Origin of the sequence: Clostridium sp. MB05 (genome assembly GCF_046581255.1) — a bacterium.
Classification (GTDB): domain Bacteria; phylum Bacillota; class Clostridia; order Clostridiales; family Clostridiaceae; genus Clostridium.
Genome location: NZ_CP174370.1, coordinates 2708518 through 2732593 on the forward strand (window position 1 = coordinate 2708518; position 24076 = coordinate 2732593).

The window sequence follows — 24076 nt, forward strand, 5'->3', positions numbered from 1 at the left end:
CCTTTTTCTTATAATCCTAGATATTCTTCTAAAGTTAAATCATTATCTTTAAAATTTTTACTATGCTCTACTCCAATATATCTAAAGTGCCATGATTCATGCATATATCCAGTCTTCCACTCTTTTCCTTCTGGATATCTTAATATAAATCCATATTTATAACTATTATTTTTTAGCCATTCTGCTTCTTTGGTATATTTAAAGTCGTCTTTAGCCCAAAGAGATTGATCTAATCCTCCAATATCAAATGCAAGTCCTGTTTGATGCTCACTAAATCCAGGCTTCGCAGAAAAAGTATCTGTAGGATCTTGTCCATAAGTTGAAACATAGCTCCAATATAATCTATCTTGGCTCCAATAGCTTCTATAAGTTGAAAAAGCATTAAGATAAATTCCTTCCCTTCCTGCATCAGCTTTCATACTTTCAAAAGCCTTTCTAGCTTCTGTACTTTCTCCTGGTGCAGAGCTGTCAGGAAGTCCAAATTCTTTATTTACAATTAAAATTCCATTTATATATTTAGGCTCTCTTAAGCTTGCATCTTCACTTGATTTTTTTTCATAAGTTTCTTTTATTTTTCTTTCATTAGCAACCTTTTTTGTTTCAGTTATGTAACTATTCAAGGAATCTAATGTCTCTTTAGCTTGTTTATACTTTTTCTCATTATATAGGGTATCATACTCATCTTTAAGCTTATTGACCTTATCCATTTCATCATTACTAAATCCTTGAAGATTTTCATCGTTTATATTATTGAATGTTTGATCTAACTCTATTTGATTAGCTGCACTTAATTCATTTATAGTAGCTTTTAATTTTGATATTGAATCTTCTATTTCTTCATTAATACCATTAGATAACTTTTTTTCTATATCATCTATCTTATTTTTTATTTCATTTGATTTTTCTTCTGTAGTGTATATATTATTAAAAATATCTTTTATATATTTATAATCATTTATGGATTCCATTTGCAAATTAAATCTTTCATTTGCCTTTGCTTCTTTTTTTAGTAAAGCAAAATGCTTTAATTCAATAGGAGCATAAAGAAATACTCCTATAATTATACCAAAAACAACTACTGACACTATTCTTCTTTTTATAATCTGTTTTCTTCTTAAAACATTCTTTCTTCTTTTATTAATATTTTTATTCAATCTCTAACTCCTCCATCACTATTTAAAATTATAACAAAAAGCATATTATGTTAAAATACATTTTCATTATAAAATCTAAATAGTAGCTCTTTTGTATAATTAATCTTTAAATATTAAAAAATATGATAGATAAATATTTATTTATATTTTAACATAGCTTTAATTCTTTCTCTTAATCCCTTATCTAATGAGTATTCACTTAAATAATGAAGCTTACTATTTATATCATCATCATTAAAATCCAATGAATAATATGTTATAGCTGCATCTATTCTTAAAAAATCATTAACTTTTTCTATAGAAACAATTTTTGGATCTTCTTCTTCAATTCCCATTATTTCTTCTAGATTAATAAAACTTTTACCCATTGCAATTGCTTTTAAAAAGTTTAAATGACCTTTAGTAAATCTCTCTGCAGCATTAATTAAATGTTTTAAAGTTTTATAAGCATTTTCTATTTCTCCATTCTTTACAAAAGCCTTATAAAAATGTTGTATTAAACCAATAACTTGATTGTTTTCTTTAATTTGAGACATAAATCCTAAAATAACAATTTTATTTTCATCATTGAATGCAATAAGATTATTCATTATAGAATTTACTATTTCTTCAGTTTTTACTCCTTCACTAGCTAATTTACATAATAAATTTGTAGCCTTTAAGTTTAGGTTTGAATTCCTTTGAGAAATTCGTTCTAATACTGGAACTGCATCTTCTTTGTAGCTATAAATTATCATTAAAACAGAATTTTCTACAGCTACTCCCCATTCTCCTATTTCATCGTACTTATCTATGAATCTACTTGGCTTATGTATTTTCCTATTTAAATAATTAGGTAGTTCCTTTATATAATTCTTACCAATATTTTCAGCTGCTTCTCTTGCAGCAATTTTAACTTTATCGAAATCATCATATAATTCAATTACTTTTAAAATTTCACTGGAAATTAATTCCTCTATTTCTTCCTTAGACAATTCAATTTCCTCTTTTAAATTTGTATTTTCTATATCTTTTATATTTTCAATAATATTTTTTTCTTCTATTAATGTATCTACATCTTTTTCCTTAATATTTATGTCATTTATTTCTTCTTTTTTCCTATACTCATATTCACTTTCTATTTTATCATCAGTATCCTCATAATCATAATCATACTCATAATCATCTTCATAATTTTTTCTTTTTATTTTTTTTAAAATATCTAATATTCCCATAGTTATTCTCCTTCCAAGTCAATATCACTTATAACCTCTATTCCATTATTTTTAAGGATAGCTGTTGTTATTCCCATTCCTTCTATCTTTTTTCCATTAAAATTACCATCATAAATATAATTAACACCACAAGATGGACTTCCATCCTTCAAAATGGCTTTATTTGCATTAGTTAATTTAGCTATATTTAAAGTTTCATATGCTCCCTTTAAAAACTCTTCTGTAACATCTGCATTATCTTTAGTTAGAACCTTATGATTACCATTTAAAACCCCTTCTGAATTTCCTTGTATTTCTGCTGGAGTTCTAGGTGTAGGAAGTCCTCCTAGTTGTTCAGGACATACCAATATAGCTTTTCCTTCTCTAAAAAGATCTACACACTTACTATTTAAGTTATTTCCACCACTATATTTACAATTAACACCACATAAACAACCACTTATAAGATACATATATACACCTCTTTTCTATATAATTATAACATAAAAAGAGACTCTAAAAAATGAGTCTCTTTATATATTAATATTATTTTAATTATTATTTTATTTTAAAATTACTATTGTAACACCATCTCCACCTTCACCATATTCACCTAACCTATAGCTTTTTACATGTGGATGTCTCTTTAACATATCATTTATAGCTTTTCTTAAAACTCCTGTTCCTTTTCCATGAACTACTGTTACTTCGCCTAAATTAGCCATATATGCTTCATCTAAATACTTATCAGCTTTGTAACAAGCTTCTTCTGAATCCATCCCTCTTAAATCAACTCTATTTTCTATTGATTTTAAATTTAACTTAAGCTCCCTTTTCCTCTTTTCTTTTTTAGCTGGAGTATTGTTAATTTTTCTTAAGTCTTTTAGCTTAACATTTATTTTCATTATACCTGCCTCTACTTGAACTTCTCCCTTTGAATCAGGCATTGAAATTATAATTACATTTTGATTTAAAGAAGGTAAGTATGCATCCATACCCAAAGTTACTTTTTCAATAGCTTCTCCTGTATTTTCTCTTGATTTATAAAGTGATTCTTCTTTCTTTTCTAAACTATCCTTAAGCTTCTTTCTTTCTTCCTCTAATCTTGCTCTACCACCTTGAGCAATTCCTAACTTTTCAAGTTCTCTCATAGCCTTTAAAGTTTCATCTGCTTCATCTTTAGCCTTTGCTATGATATCCTTTGCTTCTCTTCTTGCTTCGTTGTAAGCTTTATCTCTTACTCCTTCTAACTTCTTGAACTTTTCATCATACTTCTTTTTAAGCTCTTCAGCCTCTGTTTTTATTCTTTTAGCTTCTCTTGCATCTCTATTTGCTAAAATACTTTTTTCTTGTAAATCTCTTATTAAGTCTTCAAACTGAAGATTTTCTGAAGAAATATTACTTTTAGCTTTATTTATTACATCATCTTGAAGTCCTAATCTTTTTGAAATTTCAAATGCATTTGATTTTCCTGGCACTCCTATTAAAAGTCTATAAGTAGGTCTTAATGTTTCAACGTCAAATTCTACAGAAGCATTTTCAATTCCAGGTGTTCTTAATGCATATCCTTTTAACTCACTATAATGTGTTGTAGCAATTAATCTAGCTCTTTTCTCTCTTAATGTGTCTATTATCGCTATTGCTAATGCTGCCCCTTCAACAGGATCAGTCCCTGAACCTAATTCATCAAATAAAACTAAAGAACTATCATCTGCTTCCTTCATTATTTTTACTATATTAGTCATATGAGATGAAAAAGTTGATAATGATTGCTCTATACTTTGCTCATCTCCTATATCAGCAAATATTTTTGTAAAAAAGCTTATACTTGAAGCATCCTTTGCTGGTATTAGAAGTCCACTTAATCCCATTAAATGTAGTAACCCAACGGTCTTCAAAGTTACTGTTTTCCCTCCAGTATTAGGACCAGTAATCATTAATGTATTAAATTCCTTACCTAAATATACATCAGAGGGTACAACTATTTTAGTATCGATTAATGGATGTCTACCATGAATTATATCAAAACTTTTATCTTCATTAACTTCTGGACAAATTCCATTTAAACTTGAACCATATTTTCCTTTTGCAAATATAAAGTCTAATTCAGTAAGTATTTTATAATTACTTTCTACTGTTTCGATATTTTCAAAAACTCTATTAGATAAATCCATTAATATTCTTTCAATTTCAGCTTTTTCTTTAAGTTTAAGTTCTTTAATTTCATTATTTAAATTAACAAGGCTCATAGGCTCTATAAACAATGTTGCTCCAGTTGAACTTTGATCATGCACAAGTCCCGGAACTGAACCTTTGTACTCAGCTTTTACAGGTAAAACATACCTATCTCCTCTCATTGTATATAAAGCATCTTGTAAATACTTCGCATTTGATCTTACAATTCCATTTATCTTATCTCTTACAGACGAATTTTTATCTTTTAAGCTTCTTCTTATTCCATTTAACGTGCTACTTGCTCTATCACTTATTTCCTCTTCAGAAATTATAGACATTTCTATAACATCTTCAAGATTTTTGATTGGAGTTAGTATGTACGCTAAATCCTCTAAAACTATATGAGGAACCTCATCATCTCTTCTAGATATATATTCCTTAAATCTTCTTGAGCATTTAAGCATTCCACAAATTTTTAATAATTGTCCTGCTGATAATACTCCACCCTTTTTAGCTCTTTCTACTCCATCCTTTACATCAAATAACCCTTCAAAAGGTGGATTTCCCTTTGTTATTAATAAATCTAAGGCCTCATTACTTTCCTTAAGTTTGTTTTTAACTTCAAATACAGTATCATAAGGTCTAAGGCTCTCTATAAGTTCTTTTCCTCCAGATGTTACTGCATATTCTTTTAATTTTTCTTTTATTTTATTAAATTCTAATACTCTAAGAGTTCTTTCTTCCATAATATCTCCTCTTCGTTACCCTAACCTTTAATTTTATTTAATAAATTAGCTATGCTTCTATTAAAATTATTATAGTTATAAGTAGCTAATAATGCTGAAATTAGTACATATAAATTACCTATAACTGCAAATGTATTAATTGCAATCTTATTATCATTTTCTTTAATTAATATAGCTAATAAAAATAATGTTACTCCTATTGCAATCATCATAATTTGCTTTTTCCAAAGGCTTTTTAATAATTTAATACCTTCTCTTCTATATTCAACATTTACATTTACTATTTTAGTATTTTTATTAAATTTCCTTGTTCCTAATATAACTAGTAAATTTAATAATACTACTCCTAAAATTAAATACTTAATTAATGTAATGCTCATATTTTCCCCTCTATTCTATTCCTCTTCTATAGTGCCCTTTTGTATAATTATTAGTATTAACTTTTTCTTCTCCTCTTATCATTTTAAGTACTTTTTTTACTTCATTAGAGTTCTCATCCCTAAGCTCTACTCTAAAGGAATTTATTCCAAGGCTTTTTAAATCGTCTTTTTCTTCAATAAGATTTAATGGGTGTGGATTTAAGATATAACTTCTACAAAATATATCTGTCATGACTCTAAACTTTACATTCATCCTATCAATTAATGTAAATTCATCTCTTGTACATGCTAAATTACAATCATTACAAGAGGATTTTTCTCCAAAAGTACTTCCTATTGGGCAATATTCACTTATCATAAGCTCAGTTTTACCATATATTATCCCTTGTACATTCCCTTTATTTCTTTTTAGCATATTTTTAATTTCTTTTCTATTTAATTCTAAACTAATGGTAGGAATATCAATTTCATTTTGATAGAACTTTAAAGCTTGTGAATTAATTATATTTAATTTATAGTCACCTATAATAGTCATTTCATTTTGGTATTTACGAATTACCCCTACATTAACAGTTACAATACCCTTAATATATTCTTTAGCTTTTTCTATTATATTTATTACATTCTTAAATTCACTTTTTATTATATTTGGAACTTTTAAGTATATATTAATCTCTTTATTCTGAGATACTTCAATTAAATCTTTGATTTGTATAGCATCCTTATCTCTATTAAATATATCAACTATTATATCTTTTATACCTTCTTCTATTAAAGTATTAAGCTGCTCTTTTGTAATACATTGATATATTATATCTAAATTACTAAGGTTATTTTTTATTTCATCAGTTTTCTCTATCTTATTAGGTCTTTTTCTTCTAAAAGACTTCGTAATAGATTTTTGTATTCCTTCTAATGCTTCTCTTCTTAAGTTATTTAAATCACTAACTCTTATAAATCCATCCTCAAAATCTGTAAAATTAACTTCATCTATTTTAAAAGCACAGTCTCCTGATTTGCTTAGAGAATCTACTATTCTATCTTTTTCTAAAGGCCTTTTTTCTGCTTTTTCAACAACTTCACCTAAAAACTCATAATCCTTATTATCATAATTTATTGTTATTTTTAACGGTTCAGAAACCTTAAATTTAACATTTGCTTTTAATGATATTTTTCTGTTATATGGTTTAATTGAGTCTTCTAGAGAATCAAACAGCTTTTTATCTAAAGATTTAAATATGTCATCTCCAGCTTTGTAAGCAGTTGGGAATATTTTAACTCTTTCCCCTCTTTTAGCTTCTTTCACTTCATTACCATTACTTATAATTTTATTTATTGAAAATCCACTTTCTCTAAATCTAAAACCATCACCTAAGGAAATATCTTCTTTTAAAACTATTTCTCCATTCTTTTCAATTTTACCTAGTGGTACTCCAGTATTTCTTGGATGTTTGAAGCTCATCATATCCATACCAACATTTTTATGTAAATAAGCTTTAGAAAATCCACCTCTATTGAATAGTTGTAATAATTCTCTTTTACCTTTGCTAACATTATATTCTGTGCTATATAATTCCTTTTCTACAGCCTTCTTATAATTTTCAACTACACCTGCAACATACTCAGGTCTTTTCATTCTTCCTTCAATTTTTAAAGAATATGTTCCAGAATCTATAATATCCTTAATATCTTCTATTGTACAAGTATCTTTAGGGCTTAAAAGATAAGCTTTTCTTTCTCCAGACTTATTTCCTTTTAATGTGTACTCCATTCTGCAAGGTTGTGCACATCTACCTCTATTTCCACTTCTTCCACCAATCATAGAACTCATAAGGCATTGACCTGAATATGATATACATAAGGCTCCATGTACAAATATTTCAGTTTCTATTCCTAAATCCTTAGAAATGTGCTTAACTTCATCTACAGATAATTCCCTTGATAAAACTATTCTATGGAATCCTCTTTCTGTAAAAAATAATGCACCTTCTCCATTATGTATTGTCATTTGTGTAGATGCATGTATTTCAAAATCAGGATAATCTTCTTTTATTCTTTTAAATAAACCTAAATCTTGAAGTATTATTGCATCTACTCCTATTTCATATAAAAATCCTACATATCTAACAGCTTCTTCAATTTCATTTTCCTTTAATATAGTATTTAATGTTACATAAACCTTAGCTCCATAGCTATGTACATAATCTACAGCTTTTATCATATTATCATTATCAAAATTAGATGCATATGCTCTTGCTGAAAACTTATTTCCACCTAAATAAACTGCATCTGCACCTTTATTAATTGCTGCAATAAGACTTTCCATGCTCCCTGCTGGAGCTAAAATTTCAACTTTCTTCATAAATACTTCTCCTAAACTTTAGTTTATTATACTTTTAATCTTTCCTAATTATATATATCATAAATTTTAACCTTTTTCTATTATACTTTAAATAAGTCACTTTCTAAATATATAAAAACAGCTTAATTAGGAAAATCAAGCTGTTTTTATATATTAATTATATCTACTAACTAAACATTCTTAATCAAGGCATTCTTATACTTTTTCTCTGAAGCTAACTTAATTTGTACGTCAATTAACTTCTTTTCTAAATCTAATAATTTATACTTTGAATTTTGCAACTGAAATTTTATTTCTTTATTCCTTAACTTTAAAGCTTCCTTTTCCTCTTTAGTCTTTTTAAAGTCTTCTTCCATTATCTTGCACTCTTCATTAAGTTTAATAAATTTTTCTTTATAGTCTACTTCATTGTTTTTAAGTAAATCATTAGTTACTTTTAAATTCTCCATCTCATCATAATATTTTTCTACCTCTTCTCTTAAGGTTGAGTTTTCATTTTTTAAAGATTCCATCTCATTTTTTAAATTTAGGCTTTCCTTTATTTCTATTTCTTTAACCTTAATTTCCTTTTCTAATTCTGATATTCTTTCCTTTAAATCATTCTGTTCTTGTAATTCTATATCAAGAGATGAAATTTTATTTTTTAACTCTTCTCCCTCTAAAAGTCTCTGATTTAAGTCTTCAATGATTTTGTTTAAACCTTCTATTTCTCTATTGTTATTAAATTGAATTACTTCTGTATCTTCTCTTATTTCTTTTATTCTTTCTTTTAAAGTTATATTTCTTTCTTCTAATGATGTATGTTTTTTCATTAGTCCTTCAACTTCTATATCTGCTTTAAATAATTCATCAGCTATATTTAGTGCAACTAGCGTAGCAACTGCTGTAGAACTTAATTTTCTATTATTGGTCATTATATCTTTTACTTTTCCATCTACATACTTTGCTACTTCTAATAAATACTCTTCGTTTTCTCTTCCTTTTAGATTATATTCAATCCCATTTATCTTAATAGTTACCGTACTCATAATACACCTCATTAACATAATATTTATTATTAATTTAATTTTAACATAAATATTCCAAAGAATGTATAGATAATTATAATCTAATTATAGTTAAAATAATAAAAGATATTTTAGATTTAAAACAACTATCTTAAATCTAAAATATCTCCTTATTTTTTCTATAAGTTCTGTCATTAATAAAAACCCACCACTTACCACTGGAATAACATTAGATATACCTATAACAATTTCTTTTAATAAATTAATAAAGTTGTATTTTAAGAATCTCTTCTTATCATACAACTTTATTAACCTTTTTCTAAATATATTTATTATCTTAGAGTTGCTCCTAATTTATATTCAAGGCTTCTTAATATCTTATCGTGAACTTTGTTAACATCATTATCTGTAAGTGTCTTCTTTTCATCTCTATATGCAATTGCATAAGCTATACTCTTTTTGCCTTCTGGTATTTGAGCACCTTTATAGATATCAAATAGTTTCACTTTTTCAACTAAATTTCCGCCAGCTTTTTTAATAGTATCTTCTATTTCTTGTACTAGCACTTCATCATTTACTAATAAAGCTATATCTCTTGTAACTGCTGGGAATTTTGGAAGTGGTTTATACTTCTTAGTAGTTTCAGCATTATTAAATAATATATCTAAATCTAACTCAGCTAAATAGCAATTTACATCAACACCATAGTTTTCTGAAAGATCAGGATGAACTTCACCTAAAACTCCGGCCTTTGATTTACCTATCATTAAAGCTGCAGTTTTTCCTGGATGATAACTTGTATTTTCTGCTTCTCTAACAAATGTTACTTTATTTAACCCTAAAGCTTCAATTACATTTTCTACTACTCCCTTTAAATCTAAATAATCACAATCTCCATACATACCGATTGTTAGTATGTTTTTCTCAGTTGGAAGAACAGTTTCATCTTCATTTGGTATATATATCTTACCAACCTCAAATAATCTAGCATATTCATTATTTCTTGAGTAGTTTCTTCCTAAAGACTCCATCATAGAATGAATAGTAGTAGTTCTCATAACAGAGTAATCTTCTCCTAGAGGATTTTTAATCTTTACTACATTTCTTAACTTACTATCTTCTTGTAAGTTGATTTTATCAAAAACTTTAGGTGATATAAATGAATAACTAATTGATTGGTTTAATCCACTTGATATCATAGTATTTATAACATCTTCAGTTAATATTTCATTTTTATATTTAGGTTCTCTTTCAGTAGATACCTTAAATATTGTAGTTGGAATCTTATCATATCCATATATTCTTGCAACTTCTTCGGCAATATCTTCTTTGATTTCTATATCTATTCTAAATGTTGGTATATTTATAACTAAATTATCATTAACAACTTCTGTTTTTAAGTCTAATGAATCAAGATATTTCTTCATATCTTCTTTTGCTATTTCAGTTCCTAAGAATTTATTTATCCAGTTAGAATCTACTGTTATACTTCCTTCCTCTTTCTTTTGAGTATATACATCAATAGTTCCTCCAATTATTTCACCGCATCCAAGCTCACATATTAAAACACAAGCTCTATCTATTGCTAAACTTGCAAGATTTGGATCTATATCTTTTTCAAATCTTGATGAACTTTCAGTTCTTAAATTAAGTTTTTTAGAATTAACTCTTATATTTGTTCCATCAAAATTTGCACATTCAAAGATAACTTCAGTTGTATCTTCTTTAATTTCTGAGTTTAATCCACCCATTATTCCTGCTAAAGCTATAGTTTTATCTCCATCTTTTATACATAAGAAACTAGAATCTAAATTTCTTTCAATTTCATCTAATGTTACAAAAACTTCTCCATCTTTAGCTCTTTCTACAACTATTTTACCACTTTCTATTTCTCTTGCATCAAAAGCATGCATAGGTTCACCAAGTTCTAACATTACAAAATTAGTTATGTCAACTATATTATTTATAGGTCTAACCCCTGCCTCTAATAATCTTTCTTGCATCCAACCTGGTGATGGCATAACTTTAACATTTTTAACGCCTCTTGCCATATATCTTCTACATAAAGAGTCATTAACTTCAACTTTAAGCTTATCATTAATATTTTCAGAATTTTTTACTTCATAATTAAAGCTAGGCATCTTATATGATGTTCCAAGAGTTGCTGCAGTTTCTCTAGCCATTCCAACTATACTTAAGCAATCTGGTCTATTTGAAGTTATTTCAAAATCTAATATTGATTTATTAAGACCTAAATACTCTTTTATATCCATTCCAAGAGGTGCATCTTTAGGTAATATCATAAGGCCATGAACAGGCTCATCACCAGCTATTCCAAGTTCTTCTTCTGAACAGAACATACCGTTAGATACTACTCCTCTTAGCTTACCTTTTTTTATTTCAGTTCCATCTGCTAGGATTGATTTATGAAGAGCAACTGGTACTACGTCTTCTTCCTTCATATTTGTTGCAGCTGTAACAATTTGAATATTTTCAGCTGATCCTATATCAACTTGACAAACCTTTAATTTATCAGCATCTGGATGTGTAGTTATCTCAACAATTTTTCCAGTAACTACATTTTTAATTGTATCACCTTGAGTAATAACTTCTTCTACTGCTGAACCTGATAATGTTAATCTATCTCCAAGTTCTTTTGCATCTATATTCACTTCAACATAATCTTTTAACCAATTAAATGGTACTTTCATCTCTTTTACCTCCTATAATTAAAATTGATTTAAAAATCTCATATCACTTTCGTATAATAGTCTGATATCATCTATTCCATATTTAAGCATAACCATTCTATCAACGCCAAATCCGAAGGCAAATCCGCTATAAACTTCTGGATCTATACCACAATTTCTTAATACTTGAGGATGAACCATTCCGCAACCTAAAAGTTCTATCCAACCGCTTCCTTTACAAACTCTACATCCTTTACCTTCACAAACAAAGCAAGTTGCATCCATTTCTGCTGAAGGTTCTGTAAATGGAAAGTGGTGAGGTCTAAATTTAGTCTTAACTTTATCTCCAAACATCTTTTTTGCAAAAAGTTCTAAAGTACCTTTTAAATCTGCAAAAGTTACTCCCTTATCAATAACTAATCCTTCCATTTGATAGAATATAGGAGAATGAGTTGCATCAACTGCATCTGATCTATAAACCTTACCTGGTGCTATCATCTTTATAGGAGGTGCTTGATTTTCCATAACTCTAATTTGAACTGGGGAAGTTTGAGTTCTTAATACTAAATTGTCATTTATATAAAAAGTATCTTGCTCACTTCTTGCTGGATGATCTTTTGGAATATTTAAAGCCTCAAAATTATAATGATCTAACTCAACTTCTGGTCCTTCTTCTACTGTAAAGCCCATTGATACAAAGATATTCTTCATACTTTCTAAAGTTAAATCTAGAGGATGTCTCTTACCAATTAAATTTTTCTTTCCTGGTAATGATACATCTATAACTTCAGATGCTAATTTAGCATTTTTTTCTTTTTCTTTAATACCTTTTGCTATTTCTTCAATCTTATCTTCAACTTCTTTTTTTACTACATTTACAAGTTTCCCTACTATTGGTCTCTCCTCTTGAGATAATGCTCCCATACCTCTTAATATAGTAGTTAGTTCTCCTTTTTTACCTAAATATCTAACTCTTATTTCTTCTAATTCTGAGCTAGTATTTACATTTGTTAATTCTTTAAATGCATTTTCTTTAATAGAAATTAACTTTTCTTGCATCTTATATTTCCTCCTTTTTTGATAAAAATAAAAAACTTCGCCCCCTATAAAAGGGACGAAGTACCGCGTTACCACCCTAATTGGTTTATAAATTTTATAAATTTTATAAATTTTATAAATTTAAAACCCAACTCAAATTTAAATAACGGTTAAAACCGCTAGAAACTACTATTACTTTCATCTCTAGGACTCCTGAGGGAACTTCAATATAAACTTCTTTAAAACGGCTTCCAGTCTTAGACCACTTCTCCCTGAAAAGTCCTTTATATCTACTTTCTCATTCTCAGTCTTTATATATTCAATTTACAATCTATTATACAAATAAACTTAGTTAATTTCAATAGTAAGTTTCTAATTATTTCTATATTAGATTTTGTCTTACTTTTTCAAATAAAATTATTGATGTTGCTATTGCTACATTTAAAGATTCTGCTCCTCCAGGCATTGGAATTTTAACTTTCTTATTTGCTAAGTCAAAAAGCTCATTACTTATTCCATTTCCCTCATTGCCTACAGCTAACATTATCTTTCCTTTTAAATCTTCTTCAAAAAAGTTTTTAGATTCTTCAAGAGATGTTGTTACTAAACTAACACCGCTCTCTTTAAGCTTTTTTATAATATTAAATTCTTCATCATCATAAAAAATTGGAACATAAAATATAGATCCCATTGTAGATCTTATTGTCTTATCATTATATATGTCAACAGTTCCTTTTGTTAATATTATTCCATCTACTCCAGATGCATGAGCTGTTCTTATTATGGTTCCTAAATTACCAGGATCTTGAACTTTATCACATACTAAGAAAAATTCACCATTTAAATCTATGGAAATTTGCTTATTTTTTACTACAGCAATAATTCCTTGCGGATTTTCTGTAGAAGCTAATTGTGAAAATAAATTCTTTGATAAAACAAAAATTTTATCCTCTGCTATAATTTCCTTTAATAGAGTACTGCATTCTAATATATCTTCATCCCTTTCGGATAAAACTATAAATTCTATTTCCATATGTGCTTTTGCAGCTTCTTCAATTAAACGAAGTCCCTCTAAAATAAACTTATCCTCTTTTTGTCTAAATCTTCTTTCCTTAAGTTTTTTTGTAGACTTAAATAAATTATTATCTTTACTTTCTATATAAATCAAGAATTTGCACCTCGTTAATTTGATTTAGCTATCATACCTTCTAATCTATTTAAATCCTCAGCTGATCCTATAGCAACAATTACATCATTATTTTCTATTATATCATCAGCTGATGGTGATAAATTAACTTCTTCGTCTCTTTTAATTGCCATAACGTTTATTCCATACTTACTTCTAAGTCTTAATTCATTTAAAGTTTTACCAGCCCATTCAGATAAAACCTGAATTTCCATAACGCTATAATCTGCTGATAACTCTATATAATCTAAAATACTAGCTGAAACTAAATTGTGTGCAACTCTTACTCCCATATCCTTTTCAGGTAGTATAACTCTATCTGCTCCAATTTTATAAAGAACCTTTGCATGTAAATCACTATGACCTTTAGCAATAATATATTTAACTCCAAGTTCCTTAACTAATAATGTAGCCATTACACTTGATTGTATATTATCTCCTATTGTAACTACTGCTACATCAAAATTCCTAATCCCTAAAGATCTTAAAGCATTTTCATCTGTTGCATCTAGTTGTACAGCGTGTGTAACACTATCAGATATTTCTTGAACTATATCTTCATCTTTATCTATTGCTAATACATCATTTCCTAAAGAATATAAAGTTTTTGCTATTGAAGATCCAAATCTTCCAAGTCCTATAATTACAAATTGCTTATTAGCCACTTAAATCCCTCTCCTTAACCAATTAAAATTTTTCCTTCTGGATATTTATATCCAGATTTTTTACCTTTTCTAGTTAATGCCAACATTACAGTAAGAGGACCAACTCTTCCAAAATACATCATAAGCATAATTAAAACTTTGCCAATAGAACTTAAATTTGGAGTAAGTCCTAATGTTAGACCTACAGTTCCAAATGCAGATGTTGTTTCATATAATAAATCTATAAAGCTTGCACCAACTTCAGTATATGATAAAATCATCGTTGCAAATATTACTAATGATGCACCTATAAATAATAAAGTAAATGCTTTATAAACAGCTTCCTTAGTAAATCTTCTTCCAAAACCCTCTGCATCTTCTCTTCCTTTTATTACGGAAATAACTGTTAATACTAATATACCAAAAGTTACTGTCTTTAATCCACCAGCAGTTGAGCCTGGGGATCCTCCAATAAACATTAAAATTACAGTTAAAAATTTACTTGCTAATGTCATTCCACTAGTTGATACACTATTAAATCCAGCAGTTCTTGGACTTACTGATGCAAAAAATGAATTTAAAAGCTTATCTTTAAAATTCATATTTGCTATAGTTTCTGGGTTGGTGTATTCAAATATTAACATTAAAATAGCACCACCAAATATTAATATAGCTGTTGTTATTATAACTAATTTGGAATGAAGCGATAATTTTTTTATTCCTTTAAATTCATATATCTCTAATAAAACTGTAAAGCCTAAGCCACCTATTATTATTAATGCACTTATTACTAAGATAACTACACTATTACTTGAATACCCAACAAGGCTTTTTCCAAATAAATCAAATCCAGCGTTACAAAAAGCAGATATTGAATGAAAAACGCTATAAAAAGTCCCTTTCGCAATTCCATACTCTGGGACAAATTGAGTTGATAATAATAAAGCTCCAAAAAATTGAACTGAAACCGTAAATACTAATACATATTGTACCATTTTTACAAGTCCTTGAATAGAATATGTATTCATAGCTTCTTGCATTACAAGTCTTTCCCTTAGAGTTATTTTTTTACCTAATATTAAAGATATTAATACTGCAAAAGACATAAACCCTAGACCACCAACTTCAATTAAAGTCATAATAACAGTTTGCCCAAAAGTACTCCAATGAGTACTAGTATCTAATGTTACAAGACCTGTTACACATACTGCTGAAGTAGATGTAAAAATAGCATCCAAAAAATTAGTTGGCTTCCCACTACTAGATGAAATAGGTAATGAAAGTATGGTTCCACCTATAAAAATAACTACTAAAAAGCCTAATGCCAATATTTGAACTCCATTTAACTTAATTTTACTCTTTAAACTAAATTGCATATCCTCCACCTCTTAGATATACTAAAATTTTATACTAATTATTATACACTATTTTTAATATATTATTATATTTATCTATAAAAAAAGTCGCCAAGGCGAGCTTGCCGAGCCGTCGATTTCTTTTCTTGCATGTGCATTTCCGAGGCTTGTCTGAGGGAAATCTTGCACACGCACTATATTCATATTTTTTACTCTTTAGGAAATAGCTTTAATAGCTAAATATCTTAGAATAGTTATCCACAATAAATTTAGAAATATAATTTCCTAAAGAGTAAAAAATGCGACCATATGGCCGCAGTAGACTATTTGTTTATTTGGCTTTTTGCTACTTCTACTAAATCTGCAAATGCCTTAGGATCATTTATAGCTATTTCTGATAACATTTTTCTGTTCATGTCTATTCCAGCTAATTTGATACCATTTATGAATTTTGAATATGAAAGACCATTCATTCTTGTAGCAGCATTAATTCTTGCTATCCATAATCTTCTAAAATCTCTCTTTTTTAATCTTCTTCCAACATAAGCATTTCTTAAAGCTCTTATTACTGATTCGTTAGCAGTTTTAAATAATCTGCTCTTTCCACCATAATAACCTTTTGCAAGCTTTAATACTTTTTTATGATTTTTACGTGAATTTACTGCTCTTTTAACTCTTGCCATGTTCCAATCCTCCTACAATCTTATAAATATGGTAATAACTTCTTCATTGCTTTTTCTTGAGTAGTTGAAACATAAGCAGTTTTTCTTAAGTTTCTCTTTCTCTTAGAGCTCTTCTTTGTTAAGATATGACTCTTGAAAGCTTTAGCTCTCTTTAACTTTCCTGTACCTGTTTTCTTAAATCTCTTTGCTGCACCTCTGTGCGTTTTCATTTTTGGCATAATAAAATCCTCCTCTCAAATTATGTTTCTTTTAAGGGAAATCTCAATTACACTTATGTGATAATTTCTTAATATTAATTAAGTACAAATATCTTTTTAATACTTACTACTTTTCTAACTAAACCATTCCCCTAATTAGTTATAATCTAATTCCACTTATAGGAACTAATTAGCATTATATAGTGCTTTCTTATTTGTAATAATGACTATCACTTTCTTTTTTATATAATTCCTTAAGAGAACTTTTATAATTTTACTTATCTCTAAGTATTTATTACTCAAAAAGACAAATAAAAAAGACAGCACTACGCCGTCCTCATAATATACATTAATTTAATCTAAATAATACTAAATTAAAATAAGAATGTATTACCTTACTAAGCTATGCCGTAAGGTGAGAAACGGCTTTGTTTCTTCTTAACACTAGTAATTATATTATCTGTTAAAAAACTTGTCAATATAATTTTAAAATTTAACCTGTTTTTCAGTACATAAGGAGCATCCTTCACAGTAACTTACCTTATCCTCAAATACATTTTCTATAGTGTTTATAAATTCCTTATTTAAACAGTTATCTTTTCCATGAATTATTACTTTTTTAGGAGCATTAGTTATTAGTCCACTTATTATTATATCTTCCATTTTTGCATCACTATCTATTCTACATTCTATTAATTCCTTCATAAATTCATTAAAAATATCCTTTTTATCTCTATCTTTTATATAATAATTGCCACCTTCATCTATACATATATTTATTTCATCTATCTTGCTTTCTTGTATATCAACAAAATATTTTAATAATTTTACAAATTCTTTATACTCTTTCTCAACCATATAACTCTCTATTACCTTATCTATTATGTTTTCTATATCTTCTCTTAATTCCTTCATTCTAAATCTAATAAATCCATTTATGTTTATCTCTGAGTTTTCTTCTAAACACCCTTTAATTTTTTCTATTACACAGTTCATCTTATTCATGCAATAAATCAAATTTTCTGATTTTAAATATTCTTCACATAGTAATACTTTCATAACCTCTTCTTCAACTTCTATTACTTCATCCTGCTTAAGAAAAAAGTAATTTTCAGTTAAAAAATCAAACATTTCTCTTTCTTTATATTTCTCTATAACGATTTTATATAAAATATTACTTATATATAAGTTTATAACTTCTCTTATTCTATCATTATAATCTTCATCATCACATAGTACTTTAACTATATGATTATCTAATTCCACACTCTCTACTACTCCAATTTTTATGTGTTTTTTTCTTAGAACAGTCCTTAGTTCTTGGATTTCTCTTACAAAATCTAGATCCTTATTATATACAAGCTTTAGTACAAGCATGGGTTCCACTCCCTTCCTAGTAATAGTATGTATAAAAAATTAAACTATATTCAAAAAATATTTTTTACTAATCGACAAAATTAATTTACCAAACTATAATAAAATATATTAAATACAAATTTAGGGAGTATATTTATGGTTTGCTTTGTTGATTATAGAACTACAAATAAAGAAAAAAAAATTCTTGAATCGCTTGATTTCTCAATAATAGAAATTCCTCCTTGCAATAATCTATATAAATCTATAGATGGACATGTAGATATACAATTAGCTATATTAGATAAAAAACTTAAGAAAGTAATAATCCAAAAAAATATGCCAGAAAGCTTTAAGGATAAACTAAAAAATTTCGACATTGACTTTATTGAAAGTAAAAATTCTTTAGACTATAGTTATCCTAAGAATATTTTTTTAAATGCTTTAATTTTAAATGACTATTTTATACATAATTTAAAATATACTGATGAAATACTACTTTCTACTCAATCCCATAAAAAACTAATAAATATTAATCAAGGATATACTAAGTGCTCTTGTTTACCAATTTCAGATAAAGCAATAATAACAAATGATATTGGTATATATAATTCCTTAAATCCCCAAGGATTTGATATATTATTGCTACCTCCTGGTGATATAATTCTTGAAGGTTTAGACTATGGTTTTATTGGCGGAACTGGTGGCCTTATTAATGAAAACCTAATAGCTTTTTTCGGAAATTTAGATTCATATATATACGGTGATAAAGTTAAATGCTTTTTAAAAAAATATGGAGTTAAACCTATTTATTTAAAAGATGGAAAACTCCACGATAGAGGAAGCTTGTTTGTATTATAGTCTTTTATATAATACGTTTTTTTTATATAAATGTTTCTAATAATGCTTTAATAACATTTTAATTTAACTTTTAATTTTATAGAGATTAATTTAAAATACTTAAAGGAGATTAATTAAAATCTCCTTTAAGTTATTCCTTATATATAATTTTTTCAAATTCCTTTATTTTATTTCTTAATTCATAATATTTTATATTAGATTCCTTTTCTAATTTATCTAATATAAGAAAAACCTCACCTAAACTATGTTTGTATTCATTTATATCTTGATTTCCTCTTCCAAGTTTGTCACAAATAAATAACAATATAATATCATTAAATTTCTTACTACTTAATAAGCCTTCTATATTAGAAAATGGTAAATTTTTAATTATATAAATATGGTGCATATGATATCTTACTAACTCACCTACGTCCTCTGTTAATTCTGTATAACCATATTTATTAAGCAACTTATAAACCATCTCTGCTCCTTCTGTATCATGATTATAAGATCTATATCTTCCATTAATAAATTTTGTTGTTGGTATTTTTCCTATATCATGTAATAATGTTGCCCACATAAAGCTTCTAGCATCATCAGAAAGGTTTTTAATCTTCGCTCCCATATCTACCACCATCTTAGTATGATTCCACACATTTCCTTCAGGATGATATTTTTTTTCTTGGGGGATATCTTCCAATTTCCTTATTATACTAAAATCACTTTTATTAAATTTTTCAGTTTTCATCATACCACTTATAGCTACAGATGGTTCTTTTTCATTTATTAATATTTTTTCTAATTGATTAAATATTTCAATATCCATATTGCCACCTCCTAAATAATATTATTTGTACTTATTAAAATTTTATTTTAAATTTAGTATCAAAAATTTAAATATTACATATCATATAATTATAAGATTTGGCGCTATAGCCAAGTGGTAAGGCAGAGGTCTGCAAAACCTTTATTCCCCAGTTCAAATCTGGGTGGCGCCTCCAAAATAAAAAGGCTTAGATATTTAATTATCTAAGCCTTTTCATTTTTATTGTTTCGCTTTATTTAATAATTCTCCAATTTCTTGATTTGAAAAATTATATGCTGTATTACAGAAATTACATTTAATTTCTTCTTCTTTTCCATCTTCATATATTTCTCTAAGGTCTTTTTCTCCTATAGATAATAAAACTGACTCTACTTTTTCTCTTGAACAGTTGCAAGTATATTCTGGTTTTGATTCTTCTAATATCTTTAAATCCATACCTTCAAATATAAACTCTATAACTTTATCTATGCTTCCATGCTCTTGTAACATTTGTGTTATTGAAGGAATTTCCTCTAATCTATATGTAATTAAATCTGATAATAATTCATCAGCATCTGGCATCATTTGAATTATAAATCCACCTGAAACTTTAATTGAAAAATCTCTATCAACTAAAACTCCTAGAGCTACAGCTGATGGTGTTTGTTCTGAAACTGTGAAGTAATATGCTAGATCTTCTCCAATCTCCCCTGTATATATTGAAACTTGCCCTACATAAGGATCTCTCATTCCTAGGTCTTTAATAACTGTAAATTCCCCATCTGTACCTATATATCCGCCTACATCTAGTTTACCTTTTGGGTTTAAAGGCATATCTCCATATGGATTTCCAATAAATCCTTTTACATTACCACCTTCATATGCTGTTACAGTAACTCCTTTTGCTTCGCCTCCTCCATTTATCTTTAAAGTTATTACTTCCTTCTCTGATTTTAAAGTAGATCCCATAAGAGATCCTGCTGTTAACATTCTTCCTAATGCTGCTGCAGCAACTGGTGTACATTCATGAATTTCTCTTCCCTTATTAACTAACTCTGTAGTTTCTCCAGCTATAATCCTTACCATTCCATCCTTCGCTGTTGCTCTAATTATTTTATCCATTAATATTCCTCCATTAAATAAATTACTTTTTTACTACATACATTATTCTTTCTGTTAAATTTTCAACATTTTTGTCAGAATAACCATCAAATTTACCAATAACTTCAAATCCCAATTCTTTAAGTTTACTATCTATAAATTCTTCTTTGTAGGCTCTTTCTATATGTTCTTCTTCAAATCTTTCATATAAGTCACCCTTTTTAACGAAAAAAGTTAAAAACATACTTAAAATATCATCTTCAAAAGCATTTTCCCAAGTATAGAATACCTGATCCTCACTATATGTATATATATTATTTCCTAATATTTCTGAAAGCTTATAGTAAGAATTTATATCAAATATAAATATACCATCATCACTTAAGTGTTCTTTTACTCTTTTTAAATAATCAATAAATTTAGATTCTTCTACAATATAATTAGATGAATCTAATACTGATGTAATTAAATCAAATTTTCTATTTAGACTAAGCTCACTCATATCTTGGCAAATTAATTTACACTTTATTTTCTCTTTTTTTAGTTTATCAAAAGCTTCTCTTAACATGTCATCAGATAAATCTACAGCAAAAGATTCCTTAAAGTTTTTAGCTAATTTCACAGTTACATTTCCTGTTCCACAAGCTATATCTAAATAATTATTGAAACTTATATTTTCATCTTTGCATATATCAATAATTCTATCACACATTTCTTGATAATTAATATCTTCATTTATTAGTTCATCATATATTTTAGCAAACTCCCCATATGTCAAAATATCCATCCCCCTTTTTTATAGAGTTTTCTAAAACTATATTAAATGTAAAATTTCCTTTAGTCAATCTATAGAATCAATAAAAACTCCTATTTAAAGTAAATTTACTTTCTACCTAAAATTTCATCATTTGTAGGTATCTTTAGCATCCTCTTCCTCTTTGTCATTATTCCACCTATACGCCCAGTTTCCTCTGCTGTTAATCCTCCCCATCCACACTCATCTACTTTATCCTTTAAACCTAATTCATCAGCAATTTCATACTTTATTTTTTCTCTTAATATTTCTGCGTCTGATAATTCTTTATTTGATCTTATTTTTGATTTTATTATTTTTTTTAATGGTGTTTTACTCATTTTAATACCCCCTAAAAATATAATATTTATATTTTTTCCAAAAGTTTTTCTAATATACTATTAAATTAATTATTCACTATAAAGCCTTAAATTTTATATATTATAATAAAACATTAATTTTTAATATTTAACTATGTTAAGGGGGCAAATTTATGTACAATGTTGCAATAGTTGGGGCTACTGGTAATGTAGGTAGAAAATTTTTAGAAATTTTAGATGAAAGGAATTTTCCTATAAAAAATTTATATCTATTTGCATCTAAAAGGTCAGCAGGTTCTAAACTTAAATTTAAAGAAAATGAGATTATAGTAGAAGAAACCTCTATTAACAATATAAAAAATAAAAAAATAGACTATGCACTTTTTTCAGCTGGCGGTGATGTTAGTTCTAAATTCTCACCAATATTTGTTTCTTATGGAGCTACTGTTATAGATAACTCTAGTGCTTTTAGGATGGATATAAATGTACCTTTAGTTGTTCCTGAAGTTAATCCTGAAGATATAGAGTGGCATAATGGTATCATAGCTAATCCAAATTGCTCTACCATTCAAGCTATGGTTCCTTTAAAGGTTTTAATAGATAATTATGGTATCAAAAGAATAGTATACTCTACATACCAAGCCGTTTCAGGTGCTGGCATGGAAGGTATAAGTGATTTAGAGAATGGATTAAAGGGCTTATCACCTAAAAAATTTCCTTATCCCATTGCAGGAAACTGTTTACCTCATATAGATGTATTTTTAGAGAATGGGTACACAAAGGAAGAAATTAAAATGATTAAAGAAACAAAAAAGATTCTTCATAATAATAATTTAAAAATTACAGCAACTACTGTTAGAGTGCCTGTTCTTAATAGCCATAGTGAAAGTATAAATATTGAACTTGAGAAGCCTTTTGAATTAGATGATGTAATAGAATTATTTAAAAATACTAAAGGCCTTACTGTCTATGATAATATTAAAGAAATTAAATACCCTACTGCACTAATGGTCTCAGGAAAAGATGATGTATTTGTAGGGCGCATTAGAAGAGACTTTAGTGTAAATAATGGATTAAACCTTTGGGTGGTTGCTGATAACATTAGAAAAGGTGCTGCTTTAAATGCAGTACAAATAGCTGAACTATTAATAAGGAGTGATAAGTAATGTCAATTTTTAAAGGCTCTGCTGTAGCAATAATTACACCCTTTACTGAAGATGGAGTTAACTACAAAAAACTTAAAGAATTAATAGAGTGGCATATACAAGAAAAAACAGATGCTATTGTAATTTGTGGTACAACTGGTGAAGCAAGCACAATGACCTGTGAAGAAAGAAAAGAAACAATAAAATTTACTGTTGATATAGTAAACAAAAGAGTTCCTGTAATAGCTGGAACTGGAACTAACAATACGGCTGCTTCAATTGAAATGAGTAAGTTCGCAGAAAGTGTGGGAGTTGATGCTCTTTTGATAATAACACCTTATTATAATAAAACTACACACAAAGGCTTAATAAAGCATTTTGAAGCTATAAACAATGCTATAAATACTCCGATAATTTTATATAATGTCCCAAGTAGAACTGGAGTTAATATTACACCTAATGAACTTTTCGAATTATCAAAATATAAAAATATTGTTGCTATTAAAGAAGCCAGTGGAAATATAAGTCAAATAGTTCAAATGAAAGCATTATGTAAAGATAAAATTGATATATACTCAGGGAATGATGATCAAGTTATTCCTATAATGTCTCTTGGTGGCCTGGGAGTTATTTCTGTTTTAGCTAACATACTTCCTAAGGAAGTTCATAATATGACTGCTTCATATATAAATGGAAACATTAAAGATGCTTTGAAAATCCAATTAGATACTTTAGATATAGCTAATAAGCTTTTTGTAGAAACTAATCCTATTCCAGTTAAAACTGCATTAAATTTAATGGGAAAAGATGTCGGAGCTTTTAGATTACCATTATGTGAAATGGATAATAAAAATCTTGAGCTATTAAAAGGCTCATTAAAAGAATATAGCTTAATTTAAGGAGTAA

The 24076-nt window shown here is 27.6% G+C and carries 23 protein-coding genes, 1 tRNA gene and 2 other annotated features; of the genes, 4 read left to right on the forward strand and 20 right to left on the reverse strand.

What is annotated here, in order from left to right; genetic code table 11:
- Positions 1-8: 8 nt before the first annotated feature.
- The 16 genes from ACH36K_RS12675 to ytxC form a co-directional block, all read right to left on the reverse strand.
- Positions 9-1154 carry a D-alanyl-D-alanine carboxypeptidase family protein gene (locus tag ACH36K_RS12675; protein WP_411167983.1) on the reverse strand — a complete coding sequence of 382 codons (1146 nt, stop codon included), beginning with the start codon at positions 1152-1154 and terminating at the stop codon, positions 9-11.
- Positions 1155-1291: 137 nt separating this feature from the next.
- A complete protein-coding gene (locus ACH36K_RS12680; RefSeq protein ID WP_411167984.1) occupies positions 1292-2368 on the reverse strand; it encodes a hypothetical protein in 1077 nt (358 codons plus the stop codon).
- Positions 2369-2370: 2 nt separating this feature from the next.
- Positions 2371-2820: a DUF523 domain-containing protein gene (locus tag ACH36K_RS12685; RefSeq protein WP_411167985.1), complete on the reverse strand. Its 450-nt coding sequence runs from the start codon at positions 2818-2820 to the stop codon at positions 2371-2373.
- A 90-nt stretch (positions 2821-2910) separates the two neighbouring features.
- Positions 2911-5268 (reverse strand): endonuclease MutS2, encoded by a 2358-nt coding sequence (locus tag ACH36K_RS12690; RefSeq protein WP_411167986.1) that lies wholly within the window; start codon positions 5266-5268, stop codon positions 2911-2913.
- 20 nt (positions 5269-5288) lie between these two features.
- Positions 5289-5648, reverse strand: a complete 360-nt coding sequence (locus ACH36K_RS12695; RefSeq protein ID WP_411167987.1) for a hypothetical protein — start codon at positions 5646-5648, stop codon at positions 5289-5291.
- 10 nt (positions 5649-5658) lie between these two features.
- Positions 5659-8010: a DUF3656 domain-containing U32 family peptidase gene (locus ACH36K_RS12700; protein ID WP_411167988.1), complete on the reverse strand. Its 2352-nt coding sequence runs from the start codon at positions 8008-8010 to the stop codon at positions 5659-5661.
- Between the two features lie 170 nt (positions 8011-8180).
- The gene (gene zapA / locus ACH36K_RS12705; RefSeq protein WP_411167989.1) at positions 8181-9038 is read right to left on the reverse strand and encodes a cell division protein ZapA; all 858 of its coding nucleotides are present in this window, start codon (positions 9036-9038) and stop codon (positions 8181-8183) included.
- A gap of 90 nt (positions 9039-9128) precedes the next feature.
- Positions 9129-9320: a hypothetical protein gene (locus ACH36K_RS12710; RefSeq protein ID WP_411167990.1), complete on the reverse strand. Its 192-nt coding sequence runs from the start codon at positions 9318-9320 to the stop codon at positions 9129-9131.
- A gap of 29 nt (positions 9321-9349) precedes the next feature.
- Positions 9350-11728: a phenylalanine--tRNA ligase subunit beta gene (pheT, locus tag ACH36K_RS12715; RefSeq protein WP_411167991.1), complete on the reverse strand. Its 2379-nt coding sequence runs from the start codon at positions 11726-11728 to the stop codon at positions 9350-9352.
- An 18-nt stretch (positions 11729-11746) separates the two neighbouring features.
- Positions 11747-12766, reverse strand: a complete 1020-nt coding sequence (gene pheS, locus ACH36K_RS12720) for a phenylalanine--tRNA ligase subunit alpha (RefSeq protein ID WP_411167992.1) — start codon at positions 12764-12766, stop codon at positions 11747-11749.
- 48 nt (positions 12767-12814) lie between these two features.
- Positions 12815-13060: a binding site (T-box leader), on the reverse strand.
- Between the two features lie 67 nt (positions 13061-13127).
- Positions 13128-13913 carry a TrmH family RNA methyltransferase gene (locus ACH36K_RS12725; protein ID WP_411167993.1) on the reverse strand — a complete coding sequence of 262 codons (786 nt, stop codon included), beginning with the start codon at positions 13911-13913 and terminating at the stop codon, positions 13128-13130.
- 14 nt (positions 13914-13927) lie between these two features.
- A complete protein-coding gene (locus tag ACH36K_RS12730; RefSeq protein ID WP_411167994.1) occupies positions 13928-14596 on the reverse strand; it encodes a potassium channel family protein in 669 nt (222 codons plus the stop codon).
- 14 nt (positions 14597-14610) lie between these two features.
- Positions 14611-15951, reverse strand: coding sequence for a TrkH family potassium uptake protein (locus tag ACH36K_RS12735; protein WP_411167995.1), 1341 nt, complete (start codon positions 15949-15951; stop codon positions 14611-14613).
- A 302-nt stretch (positions 15952-16253) separates the two neighbouring features.
- On the reverse strand, positions 16254-16613 hold the full coding sequence (gene rplT, locus ACH36K_RS12740; protein ID WP_322413098.1) for a 50S ribosomal protein L20: 360 nt from the start codon (positions 16611-16613) through the stop codon (positions 16254-16256).
- 20 nt (positions 16614-16633) lie between these two features.
- Positions 16634-16831 (reverse strand): 50S ribosomal protein L35, encoded by a 198-nt coding sequence (gene rpmI, locus ACH36K_RS12745; protein ID WP_008679235.1) that lies wholly within the window; start codon positions 16829-16831, stop codon positions 16634-16636.
- Between the two features lie 285 nt (positions 16832-17116).
- Positions 17117-17256: a sequence feature (ribosomal protein L20 leader region), on the reverse strand.
- A 40-nt stretch (positions 17257-17296) separates the two neighbouring features.
- On the reverse strand, positions 17297-18187 hold the full coding sequence (gene ytxC / locus ACH36K_RS12750; RefSeq protein ID WP_411167996.1) for a putative sporulation protein YtxC: 891 nt from the start codon (positions 18185-18187) through the stop codon (positions 17297-17299).
- Between the two features lie 135 nt (positions 18188-18322).
- On the opposite strand from ytxC, the gene ACH36K_RS12755 reads away from it, so the two are divergent.
- Complete coding sequence (locus ACH36K_RS12755; protein WP_411167997.1) at positions 18323-19024, forward strand: DUF6873 family GME fold protein; 702 nt, start codon at positions 18323-18325, stop codon at positions 19022-19024.
- A 130-nt stretch (positions 19025-19154) separates the two neighbouring features.
- On the opposite strand, the gene ACH36K_RS12760 is transcribed toward ACH36K_RS12755, so the two are convergent.
- The gene (locus ACH36K_RS12760; protein ID WP_411167998.1) at positions 19155-19832 is read right to left on the reverse strand and encodes an HD domain-containing protein; all 678 of its coding nucleotides are present in this window, start codon (positions 19830-19832) and stop codon (positions 19155-19157) included.
- A 100-nt stretch (positions 19833-19932) separates the two neighbouring features.
- Here ACH36K_RS12760 and ACH36K_RS12765 point away from each other — a divergent pair.
- Positions 19933-20007: transfer RNA gene (locus ACH36K_RS12765), tRNA-Cys, on the forward strand.
- Between the two features lie 44 nt (positions 20008-20051).
- Here the strand turns inward: ACH36K_RS12765 and hslO are convergent.
- From hslO to ACH36K_RS12780, 3 genes are all read right to left on the reverse strand, one after another.
- Positions 20052-20933, reverse strand: a complete 882-nt coding sequence (hslO, locus tag ACH36K_RS12770; protein ID WP_411167999.1) for an Hsp33 family molecular chaperone HslO — start codon at positions 20931-20933, stop codon at positions 20052-20054.
- Positions 20934-20955: 22 nt separating this feature from the next.
- Positions 20956-21690, reverse strand: coding sequence for a class I SAM-dependent DNA methyltransferase (locus ACH36K_RS12775; RefSeq protein WP_411170700.1), 735 nt, complete (start codon positions 21688-21690; stop codon positions 20956-20958).
- A gap of 104 nt (positions 21691-21794) precedes the next feature.
- Complete coding sequence (locus ACH36K_RS12780) at positions 21795-22046, reverse strand: small, acid-soluble spore protein, alpha/beta type (RefSeq protein ID WP_411168000.1); 252 nt, start codon at positions 22044-22046, stop codon at positions 21795-21797.
- Between the two features lie 152 nt (positions 22047-22198).
- On the opposite strand from ACH36K_RS12780, the gene ACH36K_RS12785 reads away from it, so the two are divergent.
- Together ACH36K_RS12785 and dapA are read left to right on the forward strand one after the other, a co-directional pair.
- The gene (locus ACH36K_RS12785; RefSeq protein ID WP_411168001.1) at positions 22199-23191 is read left to right on the forward strand and encodes an aspartate-semialdehyde dehydrogenase; all 993 of its coding nucleotides are present in this window, start codon (positions 22199-22201) and stop codon (positions 23189-23191) included.
- The gene (gene dapA, locus ACH36K_RS12790) at positions 23191-24069 is read left to right on the forward strand and encodes a 4-hydroxy-tetrahydrodipicolinate synthase (RefSeq protein WP_411168002.1); all 879 of its coding nucleotides are present in this window, start codon (positions 23191-23193) and stop codon (positions 24067-24069) included. Before ACH36K_RS12785 ends, dapA begins: the two co-directional genes overlap by 1 nt.
- The last annotated feature ends 7 nt before the right edge of the window (positions 24070-24076 follow it).

Bases quoted from the DNA above. Each gene is read 5' to 3' on its own strand.
- hslO (WP_411167999.1), bottom strand. From the start codon at position 20,933: ATGGATAAAATAATTAGAGCAACAGCGAAGGATGGAATGGTAAGGATT.
- dapA (WP_411168002.1), top strand. From the start codon at position 23,191: ATGTCAATTTTTAAAGGCTCTGCTGTAGCAATAATTACACCCTTTACT.
- ACH36K_RS12755 (WP_411167997.1), top strand. From the start codon at position 18,323: ATGGTTTGCTTTGTTGATTATAGAACTACAAATAAAGAAAAAAAAATT.
- ACH36K_RS12695 (WP_411167987.1), bottom strand. From the start codon at position 5,648: ATGAGCATTACATTAATTAAGTATTTAATTTTAGGAGTAGTATTATTA.
- ACH36K_RS12700 (WP_411167988.1), bottom strand. From the start codon at position 8,010: ATGAAGAAAGTTGAAATTTTAGCTCCAGCAGGGAGCATGGAAAGTCTT.
- ACH36K_RS12685 (WP_411167985.1), bottom strand. From the start codon at position 2,820: ATGTATCTTATAAGTGGTTGTTTATGTGGTGTTAATTGTAAATATAGT.
- ACH36K_RS12780 (WP_411168000.1), bottom strand. From the start codon at position 22,046: ATGAGTAAAACACCATTAAAAAAAATAATAAAATCAAAAATAAGATCA.
- pheS (WP_411167992.1), bottom strand. From the start codon at position 12,766: ATGCAAGAAAAGTTAATTTCTATTAAAGAAAATGCATTTAAAGAATTA.
- pheT (WP_411167991.1), bottom strand. From the start codon at position 11,728: ATGAAAGTACCATTTAATTGGTTAAAAGATTATGTTGAAGTGAATATA.
- ytxC (WP_411167996.1), bottom strand. From the start codon at position 18,187: ATGCTTGTACTAAAGCTTGTATATAATAAGGATCTAGATTTTGTAAGA.
- ACH36K_RS12735 (WP_411167995.1), bottom strand. From the start codon at position 15,951: ATGCAATTTAGTTTAAAGAGTAAAATTAAGTTAAATGGAGTTCAAATA.
- zapA (WP_411167989.1), bottom strand. From the start codon at position 9,038: ATGAGTACGGTAACTATTAAGATAAATGGGATTGAATATAATCTAAAA.
- ACH36K_RS12690 (WP_411167986.1), bottom strand. From the start codon at position 5,268: ATGGAAGAAAGAACTCTTAGAGTATTAGAATTTAATAAAATAAAAGAA.
- rpmI (WP_008679235.1), bottom strand. From the start codon at position 16,831: ATGCCAAAAATGAAAACGCACAGAGGTGCAGCAAAGAGATTTAAGAAA.
- rplT (WP_322413098.1), bottom strand. From the start codon at position 16,613: ATGGCAAGAGTTAAAAGAGCAGTAAATTCACGTAAAAATCATAAAAAA.
- ACH36K_RS12760 (WP_411167998.1), bottom strand. From the start codon at position 19,832: ATGGATATTGAAATATTTAATCAATTAGAAAAAATATTAATAAATGAA.
- ACH36K_RS12785 (WP_411168001.1), top strand. From the start codon at position 22,199: ATGTACAATGTTGCAATAGTTGGGGCTACTGGTAATGTAGGTAGAAAA.
- ACH36K_RS12680 (WP_411167984.1), bottom strand. From the start codon at position 2,368: ATGGGAATATTAGATATTTTAAAAAAAATAAAAAGAAAAAATTATGAA.